Source organism: Klebsiella variicola, from assembly GCF_000828055.2.
Taxonomy (GTDB): domain Bacteria; phylum Pseudomonadota; class Gammaproteobacteria; order Enterobacterales; family Enterobacteriaceae; genus Klebsiella; species Klebsiella variicola.
This window is the reverse complement of sequence record NZ_CP010523.2, coordinates 1,864,155-1,877,741: the sequence shown is the minus strand read 5'-3', so window position 1 is coordinate 1,877,741 and position 13,587 is coordinate 1,864,155. Positions and strand designations below refer to the sequence as shown.

The window sequence follows — 13,587 nt, the reverse complement described above, 5'->3', positions numbered from 1 at the left end:
CGTAGCGCCCCTTGCTCCGCAGTGGTGAAAAGTCGATTTGGTGGTGTTGAGTCGGGGACTGGCACTGACAGGAACTTCATGAGGGTGTTAGCATGCTTTCCTGCCGGACGAGATGATCCTGTTAACCGGGGGCGGTTTGTTCTTAAATTGTCTCGTTCCGGCATCAATCACAACCGATCCAAAGCTGGCTGCTTATTGAACACCGCGAACAGTTTATCTACCACCACCCAGACCGAAGTGAGAAACCTCTTGAAACAGGTCTCAGCACCATAACCGGGGTATCATATTCCCCGACCATAAGTGCATAGGTTGGACCGCGAGAACACAATTGATATAACTCTAAATGTCGCAATACGACCATCCTCTCCACAAAGTACTGAATGGCGAGCGCTGCGTGCCACCTCGCCAAATACCAAGTTATGAAATATTTAGGCCGAAAGCAGTAGTTCGTCTCGAAACACAGGTAACACTTGAAAAGCTAAAAGTGTGACTATGCTGGCACAGTAGAAAAGAAGGCTTAATTATCAAATCAAAAACTTTCTTGTTACTGACATATACTGTGTTATCCAGGTTTATAATAAACACCCAACCCAAATAGCATTTCCGTTGTAAAATTATGAAGTCCATCGATAATTCTATTACATTGAAGTTTAATTATTAACCCAAAGTATTACTATCGACCTAGCGGAAGATTAAAACCTATATTTAAAATACGGCTCTACGCTCAAGAAACCAAATAGCAAGCGTGATTGATTCGCCCCTTTTCCCCATGAGATATACATAGAATCAATAAAGTGGAGTTCTAATATTAAACAAACTGGTTATCAACTGAATTGCAGGCTCAAAAATACTTGCAATATATTGATTTTGTCCATAAAACAACCCCCACACAATCCCAGAAGCAGTCAGATAACCAATAAAACCCCATATGCAATTTTTTAAAGCGAATGTAAGGGCACTGGAGAAACTGCGTTGTTTTATATAACCAAAAGTTGCATACAACAACATTACAGACACCGTTACAAACCCTATAACGGATGAAAAAATAGCGATCTGTTCTAAAAAATAAAAAATTGAGTTACTAAAGTATTCAAACTTTCCCGCAGAAAAAAGAATAGAAACAAAAGAGCTTAAAATTCTATCATACAAGCCATCAAAATGGCTCATAAAATAATATGAATTTTCAACTGCGCGTGATGCGAAATAAACATTAAATAACGTCGGCACAATATAGAAACAATCAAAAAACCGATTAGAAAAGCCTCTAGCCCATAGGGTAAAAACGATGCCAACAACACAAAAATAAGGAGCAATACGTGAAAAATTATATAAGAAATAATTGACAAAAGAGCCACAATATGGAAGCAGTAAAATAATAATCCCACCAAGAAGCAAACTTAGATTCCTAAATTCACCTTGTGTTTCTTTCATAACGATGTTGAATTCGTTATGCTCGATGCTATTCCCGTCACCTTTAATAGTATGTGATTTGTTTTTTATAGTTAGATTTAACTTTATAATTTTAAAGGTAACAGCAAAGCTAACCGTAATGGTTATTGCTAAAGAAACAATGGATTCAACGCTAAATATATTGTCAAACATAAGTTGTCGCCCTGAGGATTAAAATACTTAACATACAAGCACTACTTACCAAAAAATCTTTCATCTATCGGTTGATTACAATATATCACTACAGTAAAAGACCCCACCAAGTTTCTGATGATGCGGTAAATCATTTCCTACCTACGATAACGCAGACAAATAGGCATGGCATAGTTCCACTTTAATGTGATTATAAATTACGCATCACATTAAAATATCATCCAAAACGCCTATCTTTTTATTCGCATCACAAACAACCACAATATTTATTTCAGGCCAAAATAAATTAATACTCCACCATTATATTTGCACCCAAAATACTCGTCCTTTTTTTAGCCAAAAATGAGATTTACAGCCATCTTTAAGCCATACAGACGGATGCAGCGTGAGTAACTTATTATTATCTAATGAGTAATCCCATCGAGGGCTGGCTTCATCTATAACAAGTAGTTCAATAGTACGACAACATCCACAAGGGCACCTGAATCCGATGCACCAGTCTTCATCCCCATCTCTGGCAAGAATAATTGAACGTAAAGGCATCTTTGTGGGTAATGAGTCTCCATTGATAATTTTCAGACGCCGTGGCGTAAGCCACGGTTCCAGTTTACATAAGACATAGTAGAACAGCCTGTCGAAAATAGACATTATTTCCCTCCCAGTTCCGGGATCCCTAAAAGAGGCTCTTCACATCCGACTGCAAGCCGTGGATTCAGCGCCTTCTCTATTTCACTTTCATCGATATAGTCTTCTTCAGCACCTGAAAGACTGAACATAGTACGGGCAAATCTCTTATTAGGATATTCGCGAAAAGGGAAACACCTTGCGATAAATTCTGACACACAAGCCGATGCTGCTCGCATATTCAGGGTGATTACTGATGGCGCCTCTTCCTGAACCCCCGTGATGTAACCTCTCCCGACCTGATCTTCATAATCCTTCGCGCTCAGGTTTTCCCGGTATATAAGCTCAGGTGTATACACATGACGATCAGATAAAGTAGAACCACCAGGTTTTACATAATCGATCCGGCCAGTCACGTCCGTAATTTTTCGCCCATCGTCAGGATCAACATGAGTCGGAATTTTCACCCCCACATCAAGCAATGGGATTAAAAAAGCAGAAGCAATACGATCTGCAATCATTCGGGCATGGTAGGTATCAACGCAGCAAAAGATTATATCTGCGTTTGCTGCAGCAAGAACGGCCTCCCGCGAGAAAATAGTATTGTGAATGGGCCGGGCAATATCGCCCCCTCGAATACGCTTAATAACTTCCGCGAACATGTCTACCTTTGGTCGGCAGACCATCGCATCTTCAAGGGTCGAGTTCAGGATCCGGTTCAGATTTTTCTTTTCTATATGATCATGATCAATCAAAATAATTTCGCCAAAGCCCAGCCTTGCTACCTGCTCGGCCACAATCGACCCTGTACCGGATACCCCAATGACAGCTGCGGTGAGCTTGTTAAAAGTGTCCGTCATCCCCGATGTAAAAGCCATTGCAGGCGGTCGTGGCTCAGCGAGCCCGTCCCACCAGTAGTGAATATTATCACCCGCGACGGTTACCAGTTCCACATTCTCAGAGTACTTCCCCTCCCGGTAGAAACGTGCACGCATATTCCCGTCAGGAATCATAATTGCCGAACCATGAATGGTATTAACGCCCTGAAAAAGTGACGCCATAGTCTGCACATCACTTGCATCATCCATATCAGAGAAAGCCAGGAAACCACCAGGATGCGAATGGACGAGGATAATTGACATCGATTTTTCTTCTGCAGTATCAATGGCCTTCTCCAGATAGCTACCCGGCCAAGAAATAAAATCGATCGTCCTGGATTTACACTCTTGATATGGAACAAGAATGAGCTTCTTAGCCAGGAGCTTCAGACGAGTACCGTCGTAACGATTACAGACCAGAATTGCAGCAGCCTCTTTTCCGTCTCCCGGGAACAGATGTTTCCGGAGTGAGGCATGAAGCTCCTGCGTCAATATCAGGCGACTCCCGGTGCTCATTGTCCGGCCTCCTTTTGAAGACAACCATCCGCCATCGCCAGTTGAGAGATGACGGAATCTGTTTCAGGATCCCATGAGCGATGGCGGGACCATCGCTGATACGCGACACTATCAATAACCGCCGTAGCTTCCGTCGCTGGAATGTTGACGCCATTGACCCGCGACAGTGGCGGATATACGTAAAACATATCCAGCATGTTTACGGGATAACCGGAGGTAATCAACAGAGCCAGTTTAATGTTATGATGGTTATACCCTTCCGGTAGTTCATAATCGTGGATAATCAGCCAGCGAGCATTGCCGTTCAGGCAGGTTTCCCAGGAATATCCCATTCCATCAAGATATTGCTCATCTGCAGGTAGCAAATTGAACTCACGACGGGTTACCCCGGATGCTTCGCCATTATTCACATCTTTCGGCGTAAGGCGCAGCTTCTCAATGCCAGGCGTACGCAAATCAATGACGTCATCAATATTCTTCTCAACCTTAGGCTGTCCTTCGACTTTGAGGAAAATATGCCATGCCTGACCGGGATTCAGCCCTGCACGGATAACGGCGTCACGGATTACAATTGTCGGGGTATCAAAAGTAAATTCCTTACCCTGAACATTCAGTTTCCATGATTCCTTCCTGCTAATGAAGCGCTCAATACCATCCCCATCCAGATCGATAAACTGGTCATTCTGGATTTCGAGATCAGCTTCGTCTTCACGCTCCAGTAACAGTTTTTTATTATCATCAACATTGCCAAGTTTACGGACAACATAGCCGGTAATTAAACGACATGGCCACTCCATACGAGTGCCATCAATAGTAAACAAATAGGTGCGGTCTGACTCGACAATGATAAAGCGGCGAACCTCAGAGCCAAGATCCACAACTTCATCGGGACGGATGTCCTCCAGAGAGCCATCAGAAAGCAACATCAGCACTACAGGTAGCTGATCAGGTTTAAACCCTGATGCAGCTGAAATCTGTGCGCCGGTAGGCGTGTTATCCTCCACGGTTACCTGACGGTAAGCGAGGCTCTCGTCCGCCACCTCAATGATACGATGGTGGGGATGTTGTGATTGCAGGTCGTTCATAAGTACCTCCGGTATTTTATACAGTGGCATTGCCGCCAAATCTCATTAAATAAAGCTGTTTAACCAGAGGGCAATAAAAATCATTGCCCATGAAAGTGACTATACACCACTCAATCTGGTTAAATCAATCTGTTTAATCAGAAATTCCGGGGCCAGTGTAGATAAACTCAATACCACCTGTTGGTGATGATACCTCTGAACGCATAATAAGTCCTTCACTTACAAGCTTTTTGAGCCTTGTACTTGCATTCTGTACAGTGATATTGAGGGCTTTAGCAACATTGGCGGTACTGGCTCCATCCCGGCTTAACACGACATCGAGCAATGCCTTTGTCGAACTTTTTGCTTCAGGACCAATGATACGCACTTCCTTATCAAGCATCACAATCAAAGACTGCTGCTTTGCTGTTGCCGCATAATCCCAGTTATCAATGAGATCTACAGAACTGACATCTGTGATAAAGAAGTACTTTTCGCCACAAAGCTGTTTTGCAAGTGCAATTACACTTTCCCGCGGAAAGGAAGAATCGGTAGCGATGATACCTTCAAGAGAAATTTCAAATGCCTTGCAACTAGGATGTGAGTCAACAACTCTTTGAAGTCGCTTAAACACTTCCCGTCCCAAAACATTTCCAAATGGGTGGTCATTGTTTTCAGTGAGTTCCAGCAGTTTGACTTTCATACAAGCCTGCTTCTTATGGTTAATTTAAGGAGATGGCATTAATCATAGCCTAAGAAAAAAATCAAAGCAAACTTGGGTACCTTTGATCAACGCCAACCCTTTTTTTCCTATAATGTCGGTGAGTTCACCGTCTTTATATATGATTCTCAACTCGAAGTTTGGCTGTCGAACCAGCACAACTGCATCATATCTGGCGGCCAACTCTTGAGACCGTTTCAATCCCAGTCCGCGAGCTGCCTCATCAGGCGCGGAGCCAAACTGACTCAACCCACCTTTTTTTAGTGCATGCTTAACCAAAAATATGTCAGGATCTTCGGATAAAGATTCAAGTTCCTTAAAAATTTCAGGGTAATATATTTTAAGGTTTCGTTTCAAAGTTGTTGCTATGCCTAAACCACTATCTGAAATTACAGTCTGGATATGACGTCGCTTCCCCTTGTACAACTGCAACGCCGCGAACCCAGGAATAGGAGTCTCGCTATGATCTCGTACATTACCAATGAGCTCAGAAAAAATTGTAAACACAGCCATGTAATATTCCTGGCCGGCATGGAGCGCGAATTGTTTAGTCAGTTTCACCGGAATTGAATCATCGAAATCATCCAAGTTAATGGATGCTATCTCAACCAGGTTGTCATTATTTCCCCGGTAGCGTTTTGCCCTAGATTCCGTTGGCCTCTCTGGCTGGACCCTTACAGCCGGATGTAAATGGTCAAAAAAACCCAACCGGTCCAAAAAGTCTTTCGTCGATGGACATTTACTGAAATCCAGTTCGATCGCCTTCCCCAAAAAAGCAGCCTGATTTGACAGAGCAATCACTCTCGCACCAGCTGCCAATAAAATCCGGCAATTCTCCGGAAAGCATATTCTGCACCTGTTTGCTGAAGCGCCCAATAGGCAGCCTGCAGCCGATAAGTTAGCTTCAAAAATGTCTTCATCGATCCAAACGTCAGCATCCAAAACCAACACATATTCATCTTCTACATACCATTTCCATTCGACCTGTTTGAGGCCCTCTAGATTGCTGTATAAAAATGAATTCAGGGCAGATTTATCAGGATACCCAAGCTTTTTGGCTATTTGCTTCCCTGTCAGTCCAGGAAATTCACGAAGTAGCTCTTTGATTTTCTCTATATCGAACAACACCCGACAGCATCCTTAAAGAGAGGGAGTTTGTAAATGTTACATAACATAACATTGCATTGCACGACCCATTGACTGATTCGTTTCGCATACCAGAACATATTATGTAAAAAACATGTTATACTGCTAACAGTAACTTTCAGACTTTTTAGCAACGCGTAGCGACCCAGATACAGATAGCTAGCGGTCGATGCGCTGGCCTCATGCGCGATTATCATCCTGTCCCTCCGTTACTTTATTAATAACATTTTCTAACTGAAACCCACTCAATTTACCACTGTCAACAGCCAGTATTCTGAAAAAATCTTTATAAGAGGCGCACAGAGTGATCATCCCAGGAAAAGCATCCACCTCCCCATGAAGACATTGCGACTCATACCGCTCATGGGCACCTCTCTTTAAGCCATCTTAATGGACTCTGAGGTGTCTGTTAAACCCGTGGCGATTGAATTGTAGATGTGACAATAGTAGCGATCTCCAAATGCATGAGACTGCTCAAATCAGTTTTGATTGGTGGTCATTCTGGTGGTCTTGACAGGGAGAGTTTTCAGGTTTAGCTTACTTATTAGCCAGTTATTGGCAAAGGCGATCCCAGTCAGAGGAGCCAAATTTAAAAAAGCCTGCTTTCGAGTAGGCTTTTTGCTTTTTAGCTTCCGTCAGGTCTGCCTCAGTTCTGTCCGGCCCAGCCGCATAAGAGCTAGCGGCGCATCAGCGCCTCCTGCCAGCGTCGCGTCAGATAGTTATGTTCATCCATCACCGAATTCCATACCGCAATATGTCCCATCCGCTGCTCGTAGCTTCCACCATCCCGACGCTCACCCGCAGGAATAAGCGGCGCGCCAGAGGCATCGAGGAGTAATTCAGCTGCCGGTTTTCCTGCATACCAATAGTCCCATTCGGCCTGAGACAGACAAGCGCGGCTCCGCTGAGGGTTGGAAATATAATACCCCTGCCGGGCCATTACTGCGCCGGGCCAACCAGACTGCCACCAGTTAAGGTAATCATAAGCCGCTTCTTTTACCTTCCCAGTCACGCAGCGAGACAGCGACATGCCGCCATACCACGCCCGATAGCCTTCACGCGGGCGCGCCATTTTATAGCCTCGCTGATGGAAATGGTGCCGGAAATAGATGGGAGCCCATAAGCTCTGGACCTCAACGCATCGATTATCGATTAAATCGCATGCCTGCTCCTGGGACGACCAGAATGCGGCAAAGTGTCCCTGGCGATTAAGATGGGCTAATCCTTGTGTCAAAACATCGATCTCTTCCAACGTCAAATTGCCAATATCGGCAAACTGCGCCATCCCCGCGCCCTGCATGGCCAGAGCGGCATCGATCCCTCCCATAGCTGCATCCTCCTGCAGGGCGACCGCGCCAGTAAGCGCGCTATGCAGTAACCATCCCCAACTCTCTTCTTCCTGCTGAAGCGCCTCGGGAAGACGGTCGACATGATAAGCAAAGCTATCGGCATTATGCGTCAATGGCAGCATGCTGATGAGATCGCTCGGCTGGCTGCTTAAATGGCGATCCCGTTGAACGTACAAGCGCTGGGACGGTACGCTGCCATCGGCCACAACGCCGTTCAGGGTGCCCTGCTTCGCCAGTTCGTTCACCTCGTCCCAATATTTCAGCCGCTTCACCTCCAGCGGCTGAATAGCACGGGCCGGCCAGACAAAATCGATATTATGAAACCACTGGTCATAGAGATCGTAACTGTCAGGTTGCATAACCGCGATGCGCTGGGCATCTTCCACGCTATGCAGCAGGTATTCGATCTTAATCCCCAGCTCCTGCTCAGCGCGAACACGCAATATCTCCAGTAATGTCACCGACGTGCCCAACACCCGAAGTGTTAATGGAGGAGAAATAATCGCCGCAGAACTCATCCCTTCAGGACTCCTGTGATACTTGCATAAAGCGGCTAAAGGCTTGCTGCAAGCGATGCGCCTCCAGTCCACGTAAGATAAATACCAACGTTGAATGGCTTAAGGCTCCAGGCCAGTCATCCAAATGCACCGGAGGATGCAACGTGTGCTGTACACCATGAATAACCACCGGAGTCTCACTGTCGCTTACACGCAAAATGCCTTTCATTCTCAGCACCGCGCTACCATGGCAATGTAATAGCATGGATAACCAGATAGCAAAAGCGGGCCAGTTTAACGACTGCTCAAGCGAAATCACGCATGTTTCTGTCGTGGGATGCGCCCCGCCATCGCGCTTTGGCACCAACGAAAACGTGTTGTCAGCACATGACCCTAACCAGCGGAAACGCTGTTCATAAGAGCCGCGAAATACTTCACTTCGGAACAGCCAGTCCGGGGTATCCTGCGCCAGCCGCGTAGTGCTCACTTCCGCCAGCGGATTAAGCTGACGCAGCCACTGCTCGAGCGTCACCGTCTCCTCGGGGGCAATGCGATCGCTTTTACTCACCAGCAGTTTGTCCGCCGCCGTCACCTGCGCAAGCCACTCGGGCTGAAGATCGGCTTGACGGTGGGCATGTTCCGCATCGACGAGTGTGACCAGCGTCCCTGGCGTGAAATGGCTCTGCAACTGACGATCGTGGAGAAGTGTCGATAAGATGGGAGCCGGATCGGCCAGCCCGCTGGTTTCCAGAACAACGTAGCGAAACGCCGGGATCAGGCCGCGCGCCCGCCGTTCATAAAGCGCCAGCAGAGCGGCCTGCAATTCCCCACGAATCTGACAGCATACGCAACCGCTCGGCAATAACACAGTATCCGGCGCGACTGCGTGAAGCAGATGATGGTCGATCCCCACCTCGCCAAACTCATTCACCAGCAGAGCAATATCGTTCACGTCCTGCCGGGCGAGCCAGTTTTTCAGCAGCGTTGTTTTACCGCTACCCAGGAACCCGCTCAGCACATGGAGGGGTAATTTCTCTTCAGCAGGCATCGTTTTCCCCTTTGGCCTCAAGCGATGCTAACCAGGCATCATCGAGCGGATCGATCGCCTGATGCAGCATGTTCTCGGCTTCTTTCCACAACCGATCCAGGGAGTGGACCAGCACCTGTTGTCCCGTCGGGCTGGCCAGCAGCCATTGACCATGAAACTCCGTCAGCGAGAGGCGCCAGGGCTTCAGCGTACGGTTTAGTAATGCCAGCTGCCGCAGACGCAGCTGGCGTAGGGGAATATCCTGCCGCAGCGGATCGCTCCACTGCGGCCCGTTATCAAGCAGGCCGCACACTCCGCACATCATCCACTCCTCAAGGCATCACATCACCCGAATTTGGCCCTAGCGTCTGGCCAACGAACAGGTTACCCCCAGGCTCGCTGGCCAGCAGCAGCGCCACCGGCGCCACTTCTTCTGCTCGCCCAAAGCGCCCCAGCGGCAGCTCCGCCGTTTTGGCCGTTTTCCACGCCTGGTGAATACCCTCAATAAGCGGGGTTTCAATCGGTCCTGGGGCGATAGCGTTAACCAGCACATTTCGGCTGGAGACTTCCAGCGCCAGAGATTTCGTCAGGCCGATCACGCCAGCCTTAGCGGCCGCATAGTGACACAGCTCTGCCCCACCTTTGATGCCCAGTTGGGAAGCGATATTGATAATGCGTCCCCAGCGTTGGCTTAACATCACTGGCAGAGCTCGCTGGCAGGCCAGAAACACGCTGCGCAGATCGACGGCCATCATGGTTTCCCACATATCCAGAGTGATATCGGTGCAGGGAGCCTGGGTAAGCATACCTGCATTGTTGACCAGCACGTCAATCCCTTCATAGTGCCCCAGGCAGGCATCCACGCCAGCCGTTGCCCCGTCGACCTCGCCGACATCAGCCACCACGCCATAGCAATGCGCCCCAATTAACCGACAACGCTGTACCACCCCTTCCAGTTTATTACGGTCCCGGTCGGTGAGTATCAGTCGAGCCCCTTCGCCGGCAAAAAGCAGTGCGATAGCCTCGCCGATACCACTTGCCGCGCCCGTCACAACACAACGTCTGTTTTGCAACTGCATAGTGGCTCCTTAATCCGGCCAGCGGACGGTCAAACCACCGTCGACAATAAGGCTTTGCCCGGTCAGATAGCGGCTTTCGTCGCTGGTGAGAAAAGCCACTACGCGAGCGATATCATCCGGACAGCCAACCCGTCCCAGTGGAATCGATCTGGCTGCTTTTGCCAGCCCCTCCGGCCCCAGAGAGTTCTGCTTATCCAGCGACTGTGGGGTTTCAATCAATCCGGGGATCACGGCGTTGCAGCGAATACCTCGCGGTGCAAGCTCAACGGCCAGTGAGCGACAAATCCCTGGGACTGCGGCTTTCGCCGCCGCGTAGTGGGCGTGCTCCTGCCAGCCATAGACGCCCCCGGCAATCGATGAGATTGCGACCAAACTCCCACCGCTGATCAGTCGTGGCGTAGCCGCCCGGAAACACCGCATCACGCCGGTGAGGTCCACATTAAGCATTTCGTTCCAGCGGTCGTCGTTCATCTCTTCAATAGACGCGCAGCGTAAGATCCCCGCATTGGCGATGACATAATCAAGACGGCCATAATGAGCGACGCCTTGCGCTATAAACATATCAACCGACGCCGTATCGGCGACATTCAGCGGCAGCCAGAGTGCATCGCCACCAGCCTCCTCAACCTGTGCAGCAGCGACAGTAGGGTCATGCGGATCGTCCGGGTAGTAACCGGCGATCACCCGTATTCCGCGGCGGGCATACAGGGTGGCCAGCGCCAGACCAATGCCGCTTGCCGCACCACTGATTGCCGCTACTCGCTGACTGATGTTTGTGGTTTCCATCATCGCTCCTTACGCCTGAGGTTGTGTGTTAACGGTCTTGTTCATCCCTGACGCGCGCTGGACATCGCCACGCGCCAGCCACATCACCACACCTGAGATAAAGCAGGGTATGGCGCCAAACCACAGCGCAGCATCCTGCCAGTGCCCTCCATGGCTTAACACTGCGGTGGTACCAACGCTGGCGATGATCGCCCCGACCGGTCCCATCGCGCCAATCAACGCCCCTGCCGTAGCACGGATGGCGGTAGGAAAGCTTTCACTAATGAAAAACAGCGCTGCAGCGTAGGGACCAATCAGGAAGAACAAACCAATACTGTAGAGCGTGACGATAGTGGCAAAGTTGTCCGGGCAGTAGAGCATGCCAGCAAACGCCACCCCCCCCAGCATCCAGCCGACCGCGATAGTATTACGACGCCCAATCCGGTCACCCAGCCAGCCATGGGCCAGGTAACCGCAATAGCCCACCAGATTGGACAGGATTAAGATAAGCAACGAGTTGTTAAAAGAAACATCATGGGTTTTGGTGATGACCGTCGTACCGAGCACGCTAAAAATCTGAATGGCAAACCAGTTGATCAGTACCGCCGCCCCCAGTACCAGGGTGGCGCGCAGCGATGTGCCTCGAAACGCTGCGGCAATTCCACCGCGGTGATGTTCCTCCCATGAAATCTGATAATCCTGGGCTACCTGACGGGCTTCGGCGACCTGCCCTTGTTCACGCAAATGTTGGATTTTCTTTTGTACCTGGAATTGAGGTGTTTCTTTAAGTTTTAGCGCCAGCACAGCGATAACCAGTGAGGGTAATGCTGCAAAAATGAAGCTGCCCTGCCAGCCGATGATGGGCATTAAAATGGCGGTCAGCGCTGAAGCGACTAGTGCACCGACCGGCCAACCACCTTGCACAAGACTGTAGACAAACCCTTTACGTTTATTGAGTTTTGGATCGTCGAGCGCGGTATACAGTTCTGATAAATAGGTAGCGTTCACCGTTTGTTCCGCGTAGCCCAACCCCGCGACAGAGCGAATGGCCGTCAGCGCCCCTTTCCCCCATGCACCGCCCACAGCGGTCAATAATGAGCACAACGCGGCACCGCCAACGGTAATGACAATCCCCATCCGGCGTCCCAGACGATCGACCAGCGGACCAATCGCCAGCGCAATCACTGCGCCGCCAACCGCCACCCAGGTGGCGATTTCCGCTTGCTCTACCTCATCCCAGCCAAAATGGAGACCGATTTCCGGCAATAATGTGCCAAAAAGGATGAAATCGTAGACAGCGAAAACCCAGGCAAAAAAGGCAATCCAGGTGGCAAATTTCACATCCTTGATGGTTAACTGCTGCGGCTGCCAGCCGTTTACGGAAGTTTTGTTAAAAATGCTCATAGCGTAATCCCTCTGTCAGGGGGTAAATGACATTATGCCGAGCGCGGTTTGCGCGCTTTAAAATCATCTGCAATTTCGTCAAAGGTCACGAAGCGAACGCCATCGTGGCTACGGATGTACTGAATCAGGCGTTCAAGCATCAACAACACCTGAGGACGGCCGGAAACATCGGGATGGATAGTCATGGTGAAGACGGCGTACTCATTTTCGCGATAGACCCAGTCGAACTGGTCGCGCCACATCTCCTCCAGATGACGAGGGTTAACGAAGCCATGGCTATTAGGGGATTTTTTGATAAACATCATCGGTGGTAGATCGTCGAGGTACCAGTTGGCTGGAATTTCAACCAGATCCGTCTCCTGTCCGCGCTGCAATGGTTTCATCCACGCATCGGGATGCTTGCTGTAGTCGATTTTTGTCCAGCTGTCGCCAACCCTGACATAGTACGGATGGAAGTCGTTGTGCATCAGACTGTGGTCGTATTTAATGCCCTTTTTTAACAGCAGCTCGTTAGTCACATTGCTAAACTCCCACCACGGCGCCACATACCCGGTCGGGCGTTTACCGGCTAACTGCGTCACCAGTTCGATGCTACGATCCAGCACCGCTTCCTCCTGGGCAGGCGTCATGGCAATCGGGTTCTCATGGCTATAACCATGGATCCCCACCTCATGTCCTGCCTCCACAACCGCTTTCATCTGCTCCGGAAAGGTTTCTATCGAATGCCCGGGAATAAACCACGTCGTACGTAATTGCTGCTCCGCGAACAGTTTCAGCAGCCGCGGCGCGCCCACTTCCCCGGCAAATAAGCCGCGTGAAATATCATCCGGAGAATCTTCGCCACCGTATGACCCCAGCCAGCCGGCAACGGCATCAACGTCCACACCAAATGCGCAAAGGATTTCTTTGGCCATG

At 49.3% G+C, this 13,587-nt stretch carries 13 protein-coding genes; all 13 read right to left on the bottom strand.

The window, feature by feature from the left end:
• Window positions 1-786: 786 nt before the first annotated feature.
• A complete protein-coding gene (locus SP68_RS27780; RefSeq protein ID WP_136071152.1) occupies window positions 787-1,602 on the bottom strand; it encodes a hypothetical protein in 816 nt (271 codons plus the stop codon).
• Between the two features lie 300 nt (window positions 1,603-1,902).
• Window positions 1,903-2,145: a ubiquitination-like system serine protease family protein gene (locus SP68_RS28825; RefSeq protein WP_224224413.1), complete on the bottom strand. Its 243-nt coding sequence runs from the start codon at window positions 2,143-2,145 to the stop codon at window positions 1,903-1,905.
• Window positions 2,146-2,249: 104 nt separating this feature from the next.
• Window positions 2,250-3,620 (bottom strand): ThiF family adenylyltransferase, encoded by a 1,371-nt coding sequence (locus tag SP68_RS08765; RefSeq protein ID WP_015875007.1) that lies wholly within the window; start codon window positions 3,618-3,620, stop codon window positions 2,250-2,252.
• Window positions 3,617-4,705 (bottom strand): multiubiquitin domain-containing protein, encoded by a 1,089-nt coding sequence (locus SP68_RS08760; protein WP_032447706.1) that lies wholly within the window; start codon window positions 4,703-4,705, stop codon window positions 3,617-3,619. Before SP68_RS08760 ends, SP68_RS08765 begins: the two co-directional genes overlap by 4 nt.
• Before the next feature lie 133 nt (window positions 4,706-4,838).
• Complete coding sequence (locus SP68_RS08755; RefSeq protein ID WP_015875009.1) at window positions 4,839-5,387, bottom strand: winged helix-turn-helix transcriptional regulator; 549 nt, start codon at window positions 5,385-5,387, stop codon at window positions 4,839-4,841.
• Between the two features lie 42 nt (window positions 5,388-5,429).
• The gene (locus SP68_RS08750; protein ID WP_015875010.1) at window positions 5,430-6,533 is read right to left on the bottom strand and encodes a hypothetical protein; all 1,104 of its coding nucleotides are present in this window, start codon (window positions 6,531-6,533) and stop codon (window positions 5,430-5,432) included.
• A 694-nt stretch (window positions 6,534-7,227) separates the two neighbouring features.
• Window positions 7,228-8,418 (bottom strand): ABC transporter substrate-binding protein, encoded by a 1,191-nt coding sequence (locus SP68_RS08745; RefSeq protein ID WP_023297892.1) that lies wholly within the window; start codon window positions 8,416-8,418, stop codon window positions 7,228-7,230.
• Window positions 8,419-8,422: 4 nt separating this feature from the next.
• The gene (locus SP68_RS08740) at window positions 8,423-9,445 is read right to left on the bottom strand and encodes a CobW family GTP-binding protein (protein WP_040968700.1); all 1,023 of its coding nucleotides are present in this window, start codon (window positions 9,443-9,445) and stop codon (window positions 8,423-8,425) included.
• Window positions 9,435-9,746, bottom strand: a complete 312-nt coding sequence (locus SP68_RS08735; protein WP_016161414.1) for a hypothetical protein — start codon at window positions 9,744-9,746, stop codon at window positions 9,435-9,437. The genes SP68_RS08740 and SP68_RS08735 overlap by 11 nt, the downstream gene beginning before the upstream one ends.
• Window positions 9,747-9,756: 10 nt before the next feature.
• Window positions 9,757-10,503: an SDR family NAD(P)-dependent oxidoreductase gene (locus SP68_RS08730; protein WP_022065159.1), complete on the bottom strand. Its 747-nt coding sequence runs from the start codon at window positions 10,501-10,503 to the stop codon at window positions 9,757-9,759.
• Between the two features lie 9 nt (window positions 10,504-10,512).
• Window positions 10,513-11,289: an SDR family NAD(P)-dependent oxidoreductase gene (locus SP68_RS08725; RefSeq protein ID WP_077269393.1), complete on the bottom strand. Its 777-nt coding sequence runs from the start codon at window positions 11,287-11,289 to the stop codon at window positions 10,513-10,515.
• A gap of 9 nt (window positions 11,290-11,298) precedes the next feature.
• Complete coding sequence (locus SP68_RS08720) at window positions 11,299-12,672, bottom strand: MFS transporter (protein ID WP_022065160.1); 1,374 nt, start codon at window positions 12,670-12,672, stop codon at window positions 11,299-11,301.
• Between the two features lie 32 nt (window positions 12,673-12,704).
• The gene (locus tag SP68_RS08715; RefSeq protein ID WP_016161418.1) at window positions 12,705-13,586 is read right to left on the bottom strand and encodes a polysaccharide deacetylase family protein; all 882 of its coding nucleotides are present in this window, start codon (window positions 13,584-13,586) and stop codon (window positions 12,705-12,707) included.
• Window position 13,587 lies beyond the last annotated feature (1 nt).